Source organism: Enterococcus sp. DIV0176, from assembly GCF_050528535.1.
Lineage (GTDB): Bacteria > Bacillota > Bacilli > Lactobacillales > Enterococcaceae > Enterococcus_B > Enterococcus_B thailandicus.
The window spans coordinates 599700-617837 of sequence record NZ_CP172879.1 but is presented as its reverse complement, the minus strand read 5'-3'; the positions used below and the strand labels follow the sequence as shown (position 1 = coordinate 617837).

The following is an 18138-nucleotide window of genomic DNA, read 5'->3' as shown; positions in this document are numbered from 1 at the left end:
CCACCAATAAAAAAAGCCCCTCGCAAATCGGCGAGAGGTTTCTTGATTAGTTTGAAGATAAAAACGCTAGGACAAATAATAAAATCATCCAAACGGCTCCCAGCACAGCAGTTGTTCGTTGCATCACGGCTTCAAAGCCACGTGCTTTTTGCTTCCCAAACAACTGATCCGCTCCACCAGTAAATGCGCTCGCTGCACTATTTTGTTTACTTGGCTGCATCATAATTGCGATAATCATGACGATTGATAAGGCAATTACGATTCCTAAAATTAAATTATACATACGCTTCAGCTCCTCCTTCTTTGAAAAATATCATCTCTTTAACTTTACCATAGAATGAAAATAAATTCAAAATAAGGTTATAAAAGAAGGTTGTAGCTTCAAGCTTCGAAAAAATAAAAAGCAACTGATAAAAGTATTTTTTCATATTTTTGAACAATTATAAATCATTTTGCGAAGTTGCTTTGGTGACACCGTGAATAAAATTATGGCGCAAAGCATCTCGTTCCTACAAACTAGTGAACAGTCTGATAAAATAGCTCCCATTACTTTATTGATCTATGGCTTGTTGCGAGAATTTTTTGGGAAACATCGAAAAACTTTATCTTCCAATGTTTCATCGCAAATAGCAATGTTTTCTTTCCAACGCTAGCTCCATACGTTTAGACTCCTCATGAAAATCGACTTTCAACAATCTATTCAAAAAAAAGAGTCACGTCAAACGTAACTCTTCTACTTGTTTCTATTTATTTGCGTAATACATCTCCATATTCAGGTTTTGTATCAAATTCTTTTTTAGCAAATGGGCATAGTGGAATAATTTTTTTACCTTCGCGACGAGCTAATTCAACACCGCTATTCACTAATTTTTCCGCTAATTTTTGTCCACGATAAGTAGGTTCGACAAATGTATGATCAATAATCATGATATCTGGTCCAGCATCAGACCAAGTCATTTCTCCAATTTCTTGTTGTTCATCATTGTATAAAGCAAAACGATTTTTTTCTTCTTTGATTTCCATTTTACACTTCATCCTTTCGAATAAACTTCAATGCGCCACTCGGACATGTTTGAATAACGCGACTACTTTCATCAGCACTTGCATTATCCGGCATGATCCACGGTCTGCGACCAACTTCAAAAACAGCTGCATTCCCACGAACACAATTTCCACTGTGGATACAAATCTCTTTGTTATAAAAAATGTCTATCTTTTCACCCGAATATTTTCGATAACCAGCTTCAAACAATTCTTCTTCGGTTGAAAAATGTTCATTGTTCACCTGTTGCCCCATCATACCACCCCTAAAATAACTTGCGTTTTTGTACAATTCATTCTAACAATCTCTCTTCAAACCAGCAACTATTTATCCTCGCAAACAGGAGTAATCAGATAAAGTATTCTTTTTTAATAAATCACACGTAACTACTCCGTCAGATTTTCAACTTGGAGTTCACTATAAATATAAATTGCTTATAGGAAACTTTGCGAATTTTTTTCTTCTATATTAATTAGTAGTTTGACAACTCATCATTCAAGAATGCAACACGATTTATTGCCCAGCTAAAATTCGTTCATTGATAAAAGAAAACACAACAGTCCAATAAGTCTTTGGCTCATTCAATACTGCCGCTAGATGCTCTGCATTTGGAACCAATAGTAATTCTTTTTCCCCCGCTGTTGCATTTTGCACAGTGTAAGCTGCTTCAACAGGCACAAAATAATCGTGTTCACCATGGATAATTAATAGTGGTAAATGATTACTACCTAGTTGGCGTGTAGCAGATGCTTGTTTCAAAGAATAACCAGCATATTTTTGGGCGTAAGAATTTGCATATCTCATAATCAACCACTTTGGAAATGAAGTTAACTTGCTTAGCATATAACGAAATTCTGCATAGACAGAAACATACCCGCTATCCAAGATAAAGCCTTTCACAGAAGAAGGCAGCTTCTCACCACTAGCCATCATAATCGTCGAAGCGCCCATTGAACCGCCATGCAAAACAATCGAAGCATCCGGATATTCTTTCATCAGCTGCTTGATCCAAGCAATCAAATCCAGACGATCCAACCAGCCCATTCCGATGATTTCTCCTTCACTTTCGCCATGGGCACGTAAATCTGGAATCAAAACATTAAACCCTTGTTCTGCATATTTTTTCCCAACAAAAGACATGTCACGCTTGCCCGTGCTTCGGTAATCATGGATACAAATCACCCAATTTTTTTGTCTTCGATCTGTAACAAACCATTTTCCCGTTAGTTTTAATCCATCGTGACTTTTGATTGTTTCTGTTACACCTGTTTGCCAAAAAGATTCTGCCGCTTCTTCTAGCTGTTGTCGTTTTGCTTCGACAATTTCAGTCGCTGCAGGATCCATTAAGAGGTGTCCTGTTGTTTCATACCAGTTATGACCTCGTTGTACACCAACCGTGATCAACTTTTTTGCATAAGAATAAGAAATAACATTAAAAATAATAGCAAGAATCACGATTACTAAAATAAAATACAACATAATAATCAATTAATCACCTCCACCACTCAGCTATCCTTGATTTTTCACTATGCGATCAATTAACCAAGACTGATTTTTTCTTTAAAGAAAATTCAAGTAAACTATATTTTTATTGTACCATTCTAATAAATAAAACTGTTGAATTTTTAAATACTTAACTTAAAAAAAGAGTGAAACAAAAGCAATAATCGCTAATCCGCCTTGTGTAATAATAATTTTTTTATCACTCGTTATGCTTCCATACAAAGCCACTAAAATAATATAGACTAGCAAAACCTTTGCTAACTCACTACCTGCGGAAGAAACATATGTCGCATAAAGCAATCCTACTCCAATCAATCCATTGTAAATTCCTTGATTCTTGAATAAAACATTTACTGACGGACGTGCTAATTCTTCTTTTGATAAATGAAACACTCGTCCAGTGGTTGCTGATGTCGTTGCGAACGTCTCTAAATACATAATATAAAAAAATTCGATTGCTACTAATGTGATGATGATCGTTGAAAAAAGATGCATGTTGTTCCTCTCCTTAGCTACTTATTGATGCTATTTATCATATAAAAATTCGACCAGCTTGTAAAACAATTAACTACCTAGTATTTTATGGACAAAAAAAAGACGTGGGGCAAGCCCCACGTCTAAAAATAGTTAATTAATAAAAATTATTTATTTTTCAAGTTGTAGAAAGATTTCAAACCTTTGTATTCAGCAACTTCACCAAGTTGGTCTTCGATACGTAATAATTGATTGTATTTAGCAATACGGTCAGTACGTGAAAGAGAACCAGTTTTGATTTGGCCAGCGTTTGTTGCAACAGCGATATCAGAGATTGTTGAATCTTCTGTTTCACCAGAACGGTGAGATACAACTGCAGTGTAACCAGCTTCTTTAGCCATTTCAATTGCTTCAAAAGTTTCTGTCAAAGTACCGATTTGGTTAACTTTGATAAGGATTGAGTTAGCAATTCCTTTTTCGATACCTTCAGCTAATTTTTGAGTGTTTGTTACGAACAAGTCGTCACCAACTAATTGAACTTTGTCGCCTAATACGTCAGTTAATTTCTTGAATCCGTCCCAGTCGTTTTCGTCTAGGCCATCTTCGATTGAGATGATTGGGTATTTAGAAACTAATTCTTCGTAGAATTTGATCATTTCGTCAGTTGTTTTTTCGCCTTCGCCTGAGTCAGCTAAAACGTAAACACCTTTTTCTTTGTCGTAGAATTCTGAAGAAGCAGCATCCATAGCAAGAACAACGTCTTTACCAGGTACATAGCCAGCTTTTTCGATAGCTTCGATAATAACTTCGAAACCTTCTTCATTTGAACCAAGGTTAGGAGCAAATCCGCCTTCGTCACCAACTGAAGTTGCTAATCCGCGACCTTTTAAGATTGCAGCTAAAGCGTGGAATACTTCAGCACCCATACGTAGAGCTTCTTTAAACGTTGGAGCTCCTACAGGCATAATCATGAATTCTTGGAAGTCGATTGAGTTATCAGCATGTGATCCACCATTGATGATGTTCATCATTGGAGTTGGTAATACTTTTGTATTAAATCCGCCTAGGTAGTGGTATAAAGGTACTTCTAGGTAGTCAGCAGCTGCACGAGCAACAGCAATAGATACACCTAAAATAGCGTTCGCACCTAATTTACCTTTGTTAGGAGTTCCGTCTAAAGCGATCATAGCTTTGTCGATAGCCATTTGGTCACGTACATCGTAGCCAATGATTGCTTCAGCAATGATGTTGTTTACGTTGTCAACAGCTTTAGTAACACCTTTACCACCGTAACGAGCTTTGTCGCCATCACGTAATTCAACTGCTTCGTATTCACCAGTTGAAGCACCTGAAGGAACCATTCCACGGCCAAAAGCTCCGCTTTCTGTGTATACTTCTACTTCGATTGTTGGGTTACCGCGTGAGTCTAAGATCTCGCGAGCGTAAACATCAGTAATAATTGACATGTTTTGTCTCTCCTTTGAGTTTGTTTTTATCCTAAGGGATTTCCCTCATATACGATTTTAGTTAATTTTGTGATGAAGTGCAAACATTTATTGCTTTTTTTCACAAATTTTCAAAAATTATTTTACAGCGTCTAATAAAGATAAGAATGAATCAGCTTCTAAGCTAGCTCCGCCAACTAAAGCACCATCAACGTTTTCTTTAGCCATGTATTCAGCGATGTTTTCTGGTTTAACAGAACCACCGTATTGGATACGTACAGCTTCTGAAACTTCTTTACCATATAATTTTTCAACTGTTTGACGAACAACGCCACAAATTTCATCAGCGATTTGTGCATCAGCAGATTTACCAGTACCGATTGCCCAGATTGGTTCATAAGCAATTACCATATTGCTTACTTGACCGTCTGTTAAGTCTTTAAGACCTTCAGTGATTTGACCTTCGATCCATTCAGCAGTTTTTCCTGCTTCATATGTTTCTAAAGTTTCACCACAACATAAGATAGGTGTCATGCCGTTTGCAAAAATGGCTTTTGCTTTTTTGTTGATATCTTCATCAGTTTCATGGAAGTATTCACGACGTTCTGAGTGACCAATGATGACATATTGAACACCAAGATCTGCTAATGCAGCTGGTGAAGTTTCACCAGTGAATGCACCTGAGTTTTCCCAGAAACAGTTTTGTGCAGAAATTTTTAGTTCAGTACCTTCAGCAGATGCCATTAATTCTTGTAAGAATAATGAAGGTGATCCGATAACAGAATCAACTACTTCATTTGAAGGGATTTTGTTTTTTACTGCTTCAGCAAATGCTTTTGCTTCTGATGCAGTTTTGTTCATTTTCCAGTTACCAGCGATGATTGGTTTACGCATGATGAACACACACTCCTTTTTCTTTTTCAAAACACAAGGCTAAGCGTACACTCTTTTCAAAGTGTACACCTAGATATAAGTGAATTATTTGTCGTTAATTGCTGCTAGACCAGGTAACTCTTTACCTTCTAACAATTCTAAACTTGCGCCCCCACCAGTTGAGATGTGAGTAAATTTGTCAGCAAAGCCAAGTTGTTCAGCTGCAGCTGCAGAATCCCCACCACCGATGATTGTAGTAGCATCTTCAAGGTTTGCGATTGCTTCACAAACTCCGATTGTACCATTAGCGAAGTTACTCATTTCGAACACACCCATTGGTCCGTTCCAAACAACAGTTTTCGCACCTTTTAATGTATCAGCAAATAATTTAACTGATGCAGGTCCGATATCTAAAGCCATCAATCCATCAGGAATGTCGCCTTCGATAACTTGAGTTTCTACGTCGTTTGAGAATTCTGGTGCACAAACGTTGTCGATTGGTAATACAAGTTTGTCGCCTGCTTTTTCAATCAATTCTTTTGCTAATTCGATTTTGTCAGATTCAACTAAAGAACTACCGATTTTCATTCCTTTTGCTGCGTAGAATGTATAAGTCATTCCGCCACCGATCAAGATTTTGTCAGCTTTTGGAATCAAGTTTTCGATAACGCCGATTTTGTCAGAAACTTTAGCGCCACCAAGGATTGCGATCATTGGGCGTTTTGGTTCTTCAACAGCTTCACCGATAAATTTGATTTCTTTGTCCATTAAGAATCCAGCAACTGTTGGAATACCAGTTGAAGCGATTCCTACGTTAGAAGCATGTGCGCGGTGAGCTGTACCGAAAGCATCGTTTACAAAAACATCACCTAATGAAGCCCAATATTTACCTAATTCTGGGTCATTTTTGCTTTCTTTTTTACCATCAACATCTTCAAAACGAGTGTTTTCAAAAACAACAACTTCGCCGTCTTTCATGTTGCTGATTGCGTCTTCTAATTCTTTTCCACGAGTTTCAGGTACGAAAGTAACTTCTTTACCTAATAATTCGCCTAAACGTTTAGCAACTGGTGCTAAAGATTTACCTGCTTTATCTTCTTCAGCTTTCACACGTCCTAGATGAGAGAAAAGGATTGCTTTTCCGCCTTGTTCAAGCACGTAGTTGATTGTTGGTAAAGCAGCTTTGATACGTGTATCATCAGTGATCACGCCATCTTTCAAAGGAACATTAAAGTCAACACGGACAAGAACTTTTTTATCTTTTAAGTCGATATCTTTTACTGTTTTCTTAGCCATTTTGTTTCCTCCTAAATAAACTTGTTATCAAAAAAAGCGGAGAAGCGCGATTGCTTCCCCGCTTTTAAGTGTACTTGTTTAAATTTACACTCGTACGTGTTTCTTATAGTTTAGCGAAGTATTCTAAAGTACGTACTAATTGTGCAGTGTAAGACATTTCGTTGTCGTACCAAGCAACAGTTTTAACTAATTGTTGGTCGCCTACTGTCATTACTTTAGTTTGAGTTGCATCAAACAATGAACCGAAAGTCATACCTACGATATCTGAAGAAACGATTTCGTCAGTGTTGTATCCGTAAGATTCGTTTGCAGCTTCTTTCATAGCTTCGTTAACTTCGTCAACTGTTACTTTTTCGTTAAGAACAGTTACTAATTCAGTTAATGAACCAGTTGGAACAGGAACACGTTGAGCAGCTCCGTCTAATTTACCGTTCAATTCAGGGATAACTAAGCCGATAGCTTTAGCAGCACCTGTTGAGTTAGGAACGATGTTTGCAGCAGCAGCGCGTGCACGGCGGAAGTCACCTTTAGGGTGTGGTCCGTCTAGAGTCATTTGGTCACCTGTGTAAGCATGGATAGTTGTCATTAATCCTTCAACAACACCAAATTTGTCGTTCAATGTTTTAGCCATAGGAGCTAAACAGTTAGTAGTACATGAAGCACCTGAGATAACTGTTTCTTTACCAGTTAATGTTTCGTGGTTAGTGTTATAAACGATTGTTGGAACATCGTCTCCACCAGGAGCAGAGATAACAACACGTTTAGCACCAGCTGTTAAATGTTTTTCAGCAGCTGCTTTAGAAGTGAAGAAACCAGTACATTCTAGAACGATGTCTACGCCTAGTTCGCCCCATGGTAATTCTTCAGGGTTACGGTTAGCTAAAACTTTAACTTCTTTACCGTTAACGTTGAAAGAACCTTCATGAACTTCAACTGTTCCGTTGAAACGTCCTTGAGTTGTGTCATATTTTAACAAGTGTGCTAACATTTTAGCATCTGTTAAGTCATTGATTGCTACTACTTCGATTCCATCTACATCTTGGATACGACGGAACGCTAGACGTCCGATACGTCCAAAACCATTAATACCTACTTTAACTGTCATTTAAGATTTCCTCCTTATGAAAATCAAAAAAATTTTTATTTTAAAGGGTTACCCCTTTTAAAATCTCATTTGCTGCGGCCTCATCTGTGATCAGCCACGTTTGTTTTGGTGCATTTTTCATATACGCTCGGATTGCTTTGGCTTTTGTTTTTCCGCCAGCAATCGCAAGGATGATTGGTACCTGTGTTAAATCTTTCAGTTCGATGCCGATTCTTGGAACCTTGTAAACAACTTCTCCATTTTCGTTAAAGAAATAACCAAAGGATTCCGCTACAGCATTCGCCTGCTTCAACATGATTAACTCTTCTTCAGTCATTTTTCGGCGGGCTGCCATATGCAACGCACGTCCAATACTATGAATAACACAATTTGCCTGACTTATCAAGTTTAACACTTCTTGAATAGATGGTTCATTGAGTAAAGAATTGTAGGTAGCTAAACTTAGTTGCTCTGGAACATACAATGCCCGATGATCCCCATTTGTGTTAGCTGCCATTCTGGCACTAACTGAATTCGCTTGTACGGTAACCGCCTCACCAATTCCCCCTCTTGCAGGAACAAACAAGTTATGTCGTTTCTTGTTTTCCAAATTCGTCAACTGTTCAGCAACCACAGCCATTGTGGTTCCTCCCATTACGGCAATGATATTTTCACCTTCTGGAAGTAATAAGTTCAAGGATTCGTTTAAAGCTTCACCAAAAGCATCTGTCACTTTTGATTGTGCGTCACTATTCCCCGAAACAACGATACAACGTTGATTACCAAAATACTCAGCCAGTTTTTTTTCTGTCTGATGCATTCCTAAAAGCTGATCCATGAAGTTTTCAAGACTTTGATAAACTTCCTCACCTTTCGTGGTCAACGTCATGCCACTTTTTGACGTATCGATTAGTTGAAGATTTTTCAAAAGATCTGTTTCTGTTCGCAAAACTCGCTCTGTTATCCCCATACTTTCAGATAAGCTACGTCGACCAATCGGCTGCATCCAATAAATATTACGTAAAATTTTATAGCGTTCTTGAAGAACTTCGATAATATCTGGTGCAACGGACTCAATCATTTTCAATTCATCTAGCATAGCGATCTCCTTAGTTGGACGATAAACGTCCAATGTAGACTCAAAACGACCCATGTACGACAAAAAAATAAAATTGATTGTTTTACTTTCTTTTTTATGAAAAGGAAAACCTCAACCTCACATGCGTTAGTCTAACAGTTTCTTCCTAACTTTTCAACTAAAAAAGACTAGAAAAGTAAAATACTTTTACTAGCCCTCTTTTTTTTATTTATCATACCGTTTTCTTTTTGATGAACTCGGGATTCCTAAAAGATCTCGATATTTTGCAACGGTTCTTCTAGAAATCACAACTTCTTCTTTTTTTAGAAGTTCGACTAACTTTTGATCCGATAATGGCTTTGCTTTATCTTCCAGATCAACTAACTCTTGTAGTTTTTTCTTTGCCATTTCTGTGGATAAATCTTCCGACCCAGTCGTATTGTTGTTTGCTATGCGGGTTGTAAAAAACTTTTTAAGTTCAAAAATGCCAAAAGTTGTTTCCAAATATTTTCCGTGAACAGCTCGACTCACAGTTGATTCATGGACATTGATTTCAGAAGCCACTTCTTTTAAGGTCAATGGTTTGATTGGTCGATTAACATCGGTGAAAAATTCTTTTTGGCGAGAAACGATTACTTGTGCCACTTTTAAAATAGTATCACCGCGTTGCATCATTGTTTTTTTTAGCCAATCAAATTCTTGCTTACGTTCTTTTAAATACGTAGCTGTTTCTTTGTCTGCTTTTTGATTCATTTGTTTGAAATAGGTTTCTTGAAAACGAATATTCGGCTGACTTGCTCGATTCGAAACTACCTGCACTTCGTTGTTGCTATGAACCAAAACCTTCACATCTGGAATGATATACAGTTCATTACTGTTGTCAAAGATCCTACCTGGACTTGGTGATAAAGTTTGAAGATAATCAAATATTTTTTGAACTTCACTAAGTTCGATTGAAAATTTTTGTGCGATGTCTTTCCATTTTCGTTGGACTAGTTCATCAAAGCATTCTTCCAAAACAATGTAAGCTAAAGCTGGAGCAAAATCATCTCTTTCAGTTTGTAGCATCAGACATTCTTGAAGATTTCTAGCACCTACACCTGCCGGCTCTAGTTGTTGAATTAACGTCAATGCATCTAATAGTTGGATTGCTGATGCACCCGTGTCTTCGGACGCATCGGCCAAATCAATTGTCAAAAAACCATTTAAATCAATGTATTCAATCAAATATAAAATCATTTTACGTAAAAATGTGTCACGATAATTCAAATGTACTTGATCGATCAATGATTCAAACAACGAGCCTTTTGTATCAGGAATTTGATTAAGATAGCTTGTCTCTTCTCCATCATAATTGTTACTTGTTTTTTTGTAGTCCGGTTGCCATTCAGGCTCGACTACTTCAACCAAAGGATTTTCTAGCGCCTGATTTTCAACAAAGGCTAATAATTCTTCACTATTATATTGGAGGATTTGGATTGATTGCTGCAATTGCTGAGTCATAGCCAATTTTTGCGTTTGTTGTTGTTTTTGTGAAAAATTCTGTTGAAATTTCATTTTTTTGCCTTATCCCCTTGTAAATTATTTTTTGGTTGGTTACAATTATGCCAGTGCTTGCGTCCTTAGTGTAGTGGATATCACGTAAGATTCCGGTTCTTGAGACGGGGGTTCGATTCCCTCAGGACGCGTTCAATAGCCATTTTAGCATAATTTAAACATCTTTGCTTTCTATTATTTAAAAGAAGTGAAGGATTCAGTTGGAATCCTTCACTTCTTTTTTGTGTATTTTTTTAGTTTGTGAATTGTCTATCTTTTTTTGAATGAGTTGGGGAAGATTGGCTTGTTTTAATTTTCTTTTTATAAAACATATATCACCTCTCAACTGCTAGTTTAAGGTGTTTTTTAAGCACATTTTATGGAGAATCCCTTAAATAAAAACAGCTTAGAATATTCCTCTTAATCCCTTTGTAATACACTAAGTGAATAATTACGGCTGTTAGACTGATATTTCCCAAAGCTTTATTATTTATTCATTTTACTTTTCCGACTATCATTAGTAAATAATCATAAAGAAAGCCCAAGAAAAAACTTTCTGGGCTCTGATTCCTCTATTCTTTTTTTAAATATGTAGGAGACTCTTTTTTCGATTTTATGGTTAGTCTAGCAACAAAAACAATCAGAAGGATTCCCAAGACAACAATATAAGGTATTAGTTTAAAAGTTATTTCTTCTAACCCTAAAAAATCAAATAATTTTTTCAGTAAATAATCACTCAAAAAAATGAAAAAAAGAGATTTTAACGTACCCCAATCTTTATTAATTGGTAGCAGTTCAATCATAATACTACCAACAATCAGTACTCTAAAATAAATTTCATTGAGAGTAAATGAATAATTTTCTTTCCAAATAAATTCTATGATTCCTATTGAAATAAATAGTACAAGAAATATTCCCATTATATATCTGGAATCCAGCTTTTTCATTATTTCTCCTTACTTACATTGTCTTATGTTGTGTTCCATAGAAAACCGTCTGTGAATCATTCCACATTTCTCGAACATATAATCCAATCCAACCATTTCCACTTGTATCTAATGCCGATGCGAGCGCTTCTCCAGTACTTAACCCTTTTGCTCCCATGTATCCAAGCAACCAATCAGCTGCTTTTAAAGTAATTCCAAAAACATTTGCTGTAAATGCCACTACTGCCGTTAAAGAAAGATCCGTAAGAAATGCAAAAAGATCTGCTCCTACTGCAAGATTAGTATATCTCCAAGGTGTATAATGATATCTTGGGCTGATACTAGATGTCTCATTAACATCGACGTTCTCATTTATTACAGCTAATGCAAAATGTTTGATTTGTGTATTATATTCGCCATTATATCCTTTAATTGTTTTTTCAACAATAACTTCTTTAGCTGTTCTTGTAACAGCTAAAACTTCTGAAGTTACAGGATTTGAAATTTCAGTAGCTAATACATTTTGATTTTCATCTACTAACTGACTGATTTTAGTAGCACCATCGTAAGAAATCTTTATACTAGAATTAAAGTCTTTATTAGCAATCGCCTTATTAAACAGCATAGAATCTGGTAAACTAGCATTTGTATCAACTTTTGTCCCAATTTCATCAGCAAAGACCTCATTACTTAACCCTACCACAGGTGAAACAAAAGTCGTTGCTAACATAAGAGTAGATACGGATAACACAACCATTTTTTTTGCATACATATACTTTACCTCCAATATTCTATTATATTATTTTAATTCCCCAACGTAGTAAGCGCTAACTATGTTAAAATTATTAAAACATAATTTTGTTTAACCCAACCAATAATTTAAGTTTTTTAATCATAAATGTTATATTTTGTAATTAAAAAACAACCAAAAATATTATTTATACATATATTTCACTCTTAAATGAATGTTTTTTCACTTCTTTTTATTGAAAAAAAACCAACCAGCCATTTCCCAGCTAGTTGGTCCTGATCTTTCTATACATTTCTACAATTAGAATGCATTGTTCTTCAAGCGAAAGATTCGTTACTCTGTTTTTTCAGAAAATTCTTCATTGTCATACTCTTCATCATCATCGTCGTCATCGTCTTCGATAATGCTCAAGTCTTCTTCAATGTTTCCTGGTAATACTTCTTCATCGTCACTATTGTCATCCGCACCGATTTCTTGTAAATCAGAGTTGTACGCCGCGATTTCTTCATCGTCGTCATCATCATCTTCAAATAGATCATCGTCATCTTCATCAGACAAGTCAGTATCTTCTGGATCATCATCGTTATAGTCGATTGCATCTTCATCATCATTGATAAAGGCATTCACTTTTTTGCGTTTGCGGCGACGAGGTTTATCTTCATCTTCTTCGTCAATTCCATGATTTACTTCTTCATCAATTGAATCAATTGCATACCATGAGCGCAAGCCCCAACGGTTGTCACCTAAAGAAATAAAGCTGCCGTCAATATTTAAGTCAGTATAAAACTGTGCTAATGAATCACGAATATCTCCATCTGTTTTGCCAAGATAGTTTTGGATTTGATTAACTAAATCAGAAAAATCCATCACATCACCATGTTGTTCTAAAATCGCATGTGCAACTTCGATCATTGATAATTCGTTTTTGTTTGCACCTTCAAATACACTAATTTCCAATCAGGACACGTCCTTTCACAGTCTATCCCTTATCATACAAAATCAACGATAAAAAATCAAACTTTTCTTTTAAATTATGCTGTAAAATCTAAGGTCAAATGATATTCACCTAGTTTTTCTTCGCCCATAAATAGATCGTAAGCAATCACAATATTTCCTGAGGCCGGTCGATCTTTTAAACTAACATGCAGTTCGTTGGTAAATGTTTGAATCAAAATCATTCCGTAAGGTGTCTTATAGGCTGTTTCTAAACGTTCTTTGTAGCCAAATTTTAGACGCATTCGCATTTCCCCAGCACGAATTAACTGAACATGACCATCAGGAATGATTTTGATCGTCACAGGAACTTCTTGTCCTGTTTCTTCTTGAACTTCTTTATACCGTATGTATAACGTATCACCAATTTTTACCATTTGACCCGTTAAATCAAAATAAAAGTCTTGCACTTCCCCTTGCTGTTTCACTTTTGTACGTAGTTTTATTGAAATCGGTGTTCCTTGTGATAAATCCATCTCGCATTCTCCTTTACTTCTCATAGGCTTATTGTTCCCAGTTTCTGCTATTTTGTCAACCAACTTGTATATTTTTTATCTTTTTGCTTTTTTCACCCTTCTTTAGCCGCTGTTAGTTCTTCTAATAAGAAGCGTACCTAAAAACTTCTGACTGTTTTTGAGGTATACTAGGAGAGAAATAAGGGAACTAACTGAACAAGGAGTTGATGAAATGAATCCTCCTATTTTATTGGATCAAGACATCTATCAAGGCAATGACTTTTCCCCTTTTGCATTGACCGATTTATTAACCGCTGAAACGAAGAAACAGCAACAAACATTTCTTCATTTCTGGCAATATAACAAAACAGTGATTTTTGGAATGAAAGATACCCGCACACCTTTCTTTACTGAAGGTGTTCAATCCATTCGCAAAGCGGGATATACGCCTGTCGTACGAAATTCAGGAGGCTTAGGTATCGTTTCTGATACTGGTATTTTGAATGTTTCCTTGCTATTTCCACAAACAGATGATAAAAAAATTTCAATTGATGATGGTTACGAACGAATGTTAGCTTTGACCAGAAAAGCTTTTCCTGAAGCAGCCATTGAAGCTTTTGAAATTTCTGACTCCTATTGTCCTGGAACGTATGATTTGAGTATCTCTGGGAAAAAATTTGCTGGAATTGCACAACGCCGAATCAAAAACGGGATTGCCGTCATGATGTATCTAAGCGTCAATGGGAATCAACAGGCACGCGGCGAATTGATGCGAAGCTTTTATCAAGTCTCACTAAAAGAAGCTTTTGGTACAGATGGCTATCCTGCTGTTAAACCAGAAAAAATGGCGAATCTTAGCGACCTTTTACAGCAACAATTGACCGTCTCTGAGGTTAAAATCCGCTTAGCAACTGCTTTTCAAAACCTTATGGGGCAATCTGTGCCTCTCATTCCCCTTTCTTCTACTGATTGGTTACAAAACTATATTTCAGCAGATGAATGGGAAACACAGCTAGCACGAATGGCTGACAGAAATTCTATCTTAAAGGAGCAACAGTATGACAATTCCTTATAAATACCAAGTTCTTCCTATTGAAAAGGTATTTCGTGATCCTGTCCATAATTATGTCCATGTACAGCATCAAGTTATTTTGGACTTAATCAACTCAAAAGAAGTCCAGCGACTACGACGCATTAAGCAATTAGGTACAGCTTCATTTACTTTTCATGGTGCAGAACACAGTCGCTTTACACATTCATTAGGTGTGTATGAAATTTCCCGACGAATTTGTGATATCTTTTCACGGAACTACTCGAAAGAAAAAATTGGTGAAAATGGCTGGGATGACAAAGAACGATTAGTTACGCTTTGCGCGGCACTTCTTCATGATGTCGGTCACGGTCCTTACTCACATACTTTTGAACATATTTTCCATACGGATCATGAAGCAATTACCGTAGAAATCATTACTTCACCAGAAACAGAAGTTTATCAAATCTTGAATCGAGTGGAAGATGGCTTTCCCGAAAAAGTTGCAAGTGTGATTCAAAAAACGTATCCCAATCCACAGGTTGTTCAAATGATTTCTAGTCAAATCGATGCCGATCGTATGGATTATTTATTGAGAGATGCTTATTACACAGGGACTGAATATGGAACTTTTGATTTGACTAGGATTTTACGAGTGATTCGTCCCTACGAAGGTGGTATCGCCTTTTCAATGAATGGGATGCACGCTGTGGAGGATTACATTGTTAGTCGTTACCAAATGTACGTTCAAGTTTATTTCCATCCAGTTTCTCGTGGAATGGAAGTCATTTTAGAACACCTACTTCATCGGGCACATGAACTTTATTTGGAAGACTCTGCTGCATTTGAAATGCATGCACAACTGTTGCTTCCTTTCTTGGCTGAATCATTTACGTTAGATGATTACTTGAAACTTGACGATGGCGTATTAGGGACTTATTTTACACAATGGACAGAAGCAACTGATCCGATTTTAAATGACTTAGCAAAACGATTTTTAAATCGAAAACCATTAAAATCTGCCACTTTTTCCGGTGATCGCAACTCACCACTAATCGAAGAACTCACTCTACTAGTTGAAAAAGTGGGCTACAATCCTGTGTACTACACCGCAATCAATTCTAGTTATGATTTACCTTATGATTTCTATCGTCCAGAGCAAAACCGACATCGTACCCAAATTGAGATTTTGAGAAATGACGGAACTTTGATAGAATTATCCAAGGTTAGCCAATTAGTTGCTGCTTTAGCTGGTCAAGAACAAGGTGACGAACGGTTCTTCTTCCCAAAAGAAATGGTTGATCCCACTTTGAGAAACCATTATGATCTCTTTGATGAAACATATCAAGAATTTGCCAGTCACATTCAAAATGGCGCACTAATTGAAAATAAGTAAGAAAAATGTTGGAGGAAATTATGTCTATCAAATTAATCGCTATCGACATCGATGGCACGTTGTTAAATGATCAACGTGAATTAACAACGGAAGTCAAAGAAGCAATTCAGCAAGCAGACAAACAAGGAGTAAACATTGTCTTATGTACAGGTCGTCCATTACCTGGTGTCAGAGAACAACTCGAAGCATTAGAATTATTCAAAGACACAGACTATGTCATCACTTATAATGGTGCTTTAGTTCAACAAACGAAAACAGGAAACATCATCGCGCGTCACGGATTGACTCACGAAGACTTTTTAGAAATCGAAGTGATGGCGCGTCGAGTTGGCAGCCACTTACACTCAATTGATGAAAAAGCAATCTACACACCAAACCGTGATATTAGCCCTTACTCTGTCCATGAGTCTGGCCTTGTAAACATGCCGTTGAAATATCGTACCCCTGAAGAAATGACACCTGACATGAATATTGTCAAAATGATGATGATCGACGAACCTGAAATTTTAGATGCAGCAATTGCGCGTCTTCCTCAAGAATTTCGTGATAAATATACAACGGTTAAAAGTGCACCTTTTTACTTTGAAGTCTTGAATAAAGAAGCCAATAAAGGAGCCGCAGTTGCAAACTTAGCACAACATCTTGGCATCACACAAGACGAAGTCATGGCAATTGGCGACAATGAAAATGATTTATCAATGATCGAATATGCTGGCCTTGGAGTAGCCATGGAAAATGCTTTAACCATCGTAAAAGAAGCAGCCAACGCACTAACAGCTTCAAATGAAGAACACGGCGTAGCTGAAGCAATCAAAAAATATGTGCTAAACTAAGCCAGCTGCATCACTTATTTGAGCAACTACTATTCCCAAAAAATTAGTAAGGTGAATCAGCAAAAAGGGCTGTGACAAATGGATTGTCACAGCCTTTTTTGCTGAATAAATGGCGTTCCTAAAGCAATTTCAAGTAATAAATCTACCCTTCCTAAAATTATGTGAAGTTGTTTTTAGAAACGACGTTCTTATTACTTGAAGTTAACTCCTTTGTGCCACAACTTTTTTACTTTCCTCAATGAATCACAAGCCAGAACTAAACTTTTAATAACCATCTGTTAAGTAAATCTTCTAAAATAGACGTTGAATTTTTAAACAACTTAATTCTGTACTTACGATTTTAATTTTTTGTTTCAATTTCTTGTTCAACTTTATATTTGTCCTCTAGCCATTTTTTAACCGCCCATTGATGGCTACCTCTCTTCAGCTTCACAATCGCATCCGCAGGAGTTACCCACCAAATACGATTTGTTGTTTCAGTAGGCTCCCCAATTTTTTCCCAGCTTTTAGCAACATAAAAATAACCAGGGTTGTAATAATAGGTCGCGCGGTAGTTGGAATAAAAATATTCATCTGCTTGTCCTAAGAAACAATCAATGACTACCGTGATACCAAGTTCTTCAATCATCTCACGAGCAATGGCTTCTTCTTTGGTTTCTTGTCCCTCGATTTCTCCGCCGGGTAGGAAAAATGCGCCATTTGGTGCCTCAACCAAAGCTATTTCTGTTTCTTTTTCTACAATGATATATGCAGCATAGCGTGTTTGATAGCTGGCTGACTGTTTCTTTTCTCCAAAAACTGGATAATCCATTCATTTTCCCACCTTTTTCTTTTTATTTTACATGAGAGTTTTCTCATGAACAAGCACCAATATTTATTTTTCTTGTTATTCTTTGCTATCATGAATAAAAAAGAAAGGAAGTTTTTATTTATGAAAATGGCACACACTTGCGTCCGCGTAAAAGACCTTGACGCATCTCTTGAATTTTATCAAACTGCGTTTGGCTTTGAAGAAAGTCGCCGTCGCGATTTTCCAGAAAATAAGTTCACTCTTGTTTACTTAACTTTGCCGGGAGATGATTACGAACTAGAATTGACGTACAACTATGATCATGAAGCATATGATCTAGGAAACGGTTATGGCCATATTGCAATTGCTGCAGATGACTTGGAAGCATTACATGAGAAACACCAAGCTGCTGGTTTAAATATAACTGACTTAAAAGGATTGCCGGGAACTGCTCCTTCTTATTACTTTGTTATCGATCCTGATGGTTATAAAATTGAAGTTATTCGTGGATAATCCACTCACTTAAAAAGAGCTAACCTAGATAGAAAAAACGCCTAAAATTCGTTTTGAAAACGTTGATTTTAGGCGTTTTTTTGAAATGTGTTAAGAACGATGGTTTTTTTATTTTTTCCC

20 protein-coding genes and 1 tRNA gene are annotated in these 18138 nt (G+C 36.6%); 5 read left to right on the top strand and 16 right to left on the bottom strand.

Features of this window, described 5'->3' with window-relative positions; genetic code table 11:
* Nucleotides 1-46: 46 nt before the first annotated feature.
* The 11 genes from secG to rpoN form a co-directional block, all read right to left on the bottom strand.
* On the bottom strand, nucleotides 47-283 hold the full coding sequence (secG, locus tag IGJ66_RS03000) for a preprotein translocase subunit SecG (protein ID WP_067483752.1): 237 nt from the start codon (nucleotides 281-283) through the stop codon (nucleotides 47-49).
* Between the two features lie 464 nt (nucleotides 284-747).
* Nucleotides 748-1023, bottom strand: coding sequence for a GNAT family N-acetyltransferase (locus tag IGJ66_RS02995; protein WP_067483750.1), 276 nt, complete (start codon nucleotides 1021-1023; stop codon nucleotides 748-750).
* Nucleotide 1024: 1 nt separating this feature from the next.
* A complete protein-coding gene (locus IGJ66_RS02990; RefSeq protein WP_067483748.1) occupies nucleotides 1025-1300 on the bottom strand; it encodes a (4Fe-4S)-binding protein in 276 nt (91 codons plus the stop codon).
* A 255-nt stretch (nucleotides 1301-1555) separates the two neighbouring features.
* Entirely contained in the window at nucleotides 1556-2527 is a 972-nt protein-coding gene (locus IGJ66_RS02985) for an alpha/beta hydrolase (protein WP_413125107.1), read from the bottom strand.
* Between the two features lie 153 nt (nucleotides 2528-2680).
* The gene (locus tag IGJ66_RS02980; RefSeq protein WP_067483746.1) at nucleotides 2681-3040 is read right to left on the bottom strand and encodes a DUF1304 domain-containing protein; all 360 of its coding nucleotides are present in this window, start codon (nucleotides 3038-3040) and stop codon (nucleotides 2681-2683) included.
* Nucleotides 3041-3186: 146 nt separating this feature from the next.
* Entirely contained in the window at nucleotides 3187-4485 is a 1299-nt protein-coding gene (eno, locus tag IGJ66_RS02975; protein WP_067483744.1) for a phosphopyruvate hydratase, read from the bottom strand.
* A 117-nt stretch (nucleotides 4486-4602) separates the two neighbouring features.
* Entirely contained in the window at nucleotides 4603-5358 is a 756-nt protein-coding gene (tpiA, locus tag IGJ66_RS02970) for a triose-phosphate isomerase (protein ID WP_067483743.1), read from the bottom strand.
* Nucleotides 5359-5442: 84 nt separating this feature from the next.
* The gene (locus tag IGJ66_RS02965) at nucleotides 5443-6633 is read right to left on the bottom strand and encodes a phosphoglycerate kinase (RefSeq protein WP_271026904.1); all 1191 of its coding nucleotides are present in this window, start codon (nucleotides 6631-6633) and stop codon (nucleotides 5443-5445) included.
* Nucleotides 6634-6736: 103 nt separating this feature from the next.
* Entirely contained in the window at nucleotides 6737-7738 is a 1002-nt protein-coding gene (gene gap / locus IGJ66_RS02960) for a type I glyceraldehyde-3-phosphate dehydrogenase (RefSeq protein ID WP_067483741.1), read from the bottom strand.
* A 40-nt stretch (nucleotides 7739-7778) separates the two neighbouring features.
* Nucleotides 7779-8870, bottom strand: coding sequence for a sugar-binding transcriptional regulator (locus IGJ66_RS02955; protein WP_176694879.1), 1092 nt, complete (start codon nucleotides 8868-8870; stop codon nucleotides 7779-7781).
* 150 nt (nucleotides 8871-9020) lie between these two features.
* Nucleotides 9021-10352, bottom strand: a complete 1332-nt coding sequence (gene rpoN / locus IGJ66_RS02950; protein WP_067483738.1) for an RNA polymerase factor sigma-54 — start codon at nucleotides 10350-10352, stop codon at nucleotides 9021-9023.
* 59 nt (nucleotides 10353-10411) lie between these two features.
* On the opposite strand from rpoN, the gene IGJ66_RS02945 reads away from it, so the two are divergent.
* Nucleotides 10412-10483 (top strand) — tRNA-Arg (locus IGJ66_RS02945).
* A 420-nt stretch (nucleotides 10484-10903) separates the two neighbouring features.
* Here IGJ66_RS02945 and IGJ66_RS02940 read toward each other — a convergent pair.
* From IGJ66_RS02940 to IGJ66_RS02925, 4 genes are all read right to left on the bottom strand, one after another.
* Nucleotides 10904-11278, bottom strand: a complete 375-nt coding sequence (locus tag IGJ66_RS02940) for a hypothetical protein (protein ID WP_430616808.1) — start codon at nucleotides 11276-11278, stop codon at nucleotides 10904-10906.
* 13 nt (nucleotides 11279-11291) lie between these two features.
* Entirely contained in the window at nucleotides 11292-12029 is a 738-nt protein-coding gene (locus IGJ66_RS02935) for a hypothetical protein (protein WP_430616807.1), read from the bottom strand.
* Nucleotides 12030-12341: 312 nt separating this feature from the next.
* The gene (gene rpoE / locus IGJ66_RS02930) at nucleotides 12342-12965 is read right to left on the bottom strand and encodes a DNA-directed RNA polymerase subunit delta (protein WP_067483737.1); all 624 of its coding nucleotides are present in this window, start codon (nucleotides 12963-12965) and stop codon (nucleotides 12342-12344) included.
* A gap of 74 nt (nucleotides 12966-13039) precedes the next feature.
* Entirely contained in the window at nucleotides 13040-13477 is a 438-nt protein-coding gene (locus IGJ66_RS02925) for a DUF1934 domain-containing protein (protein ID WP_067483735.1), read from the bottom strand.
* Between the two features lie 211 nt (nucleotides 13478-13688).
* On the opposite strand from IGJ66_RS02925, the gene IGJ66_RS02920 reads away from it, so the two are divergent.
* From IGJ66_RS02920 to yidA, 3 genes are read left to right on the top strand one after another with little or no spacing between them, the layout of a single operon-like run.
* Nucleotides 13689-14531, top strand: a complete 843-nt coding sequence (locus IGJ66_RS02920) for a lipoate--protein ligase family protein (protein ID WP_071868664.1) — start codon at nucleotides 13689-13691, stop codon at nucleotides 14529-14531.
* The gene (locus IGJ66_RS02915) at nucleotides 14515-15882 is read left to right on the top strand and encodes an HD domain-containing protein (protein WP_067483731.1); all 1368 of its coding nucleotides are present in this window, start codon (nucleotides 14515-14517) and stop codon (nucleotides 15880-15882) included. Before IGJ66_RS02920 ends, IGJ66_RS02915 begins: the two co-directional genes overlap by 17 nt.
* Nucleotides 15883-15902: 20 nt before the next feature.
* Nucleotides 15903-16715, top strand: a complete 813-nt coding sequence (gene yidA, locus IGJ66_RS02910; protein ID WP_218658109.1) for a sugar-phosphatase — start codon at nucleotides 15903-15905, stop codon at nucleotides 16713-16715.
* A gap of 340 nt (nucleotides 16716-17055) precedes the next feature.
* On the opposite strand, the gene IGJ66_RS02905 is transcribed toward yidA, so the two are convergent.
* Entirely contained in the window at nucleotides 17056-17526 is a 471-nt protein-coding gene (locus IGJ66_RS02905) for an NUDIX hydrolase (protein WP_067483727.1), read from the bottom strand.
* Nucleotides 17527-17646: 120 nt separating this feature from the next.
* Here IGJ66_RS02905 and gloA point away from each other — a divergent pair, with 120 nt between their 5' ends.
* A complete protein-coding gene (gene gloA / locus IGJ66_RS02900; protein ID WP_067484141.1) occupies nucleotides 17647-18018 on the top strand; it encodes a lactoylglutathione lyase in 372 nt (123 codons plus the stop codon).
* The last annotated feature ends 120 nt before the right edge of the window (nucleotides 18019-18138 follow it).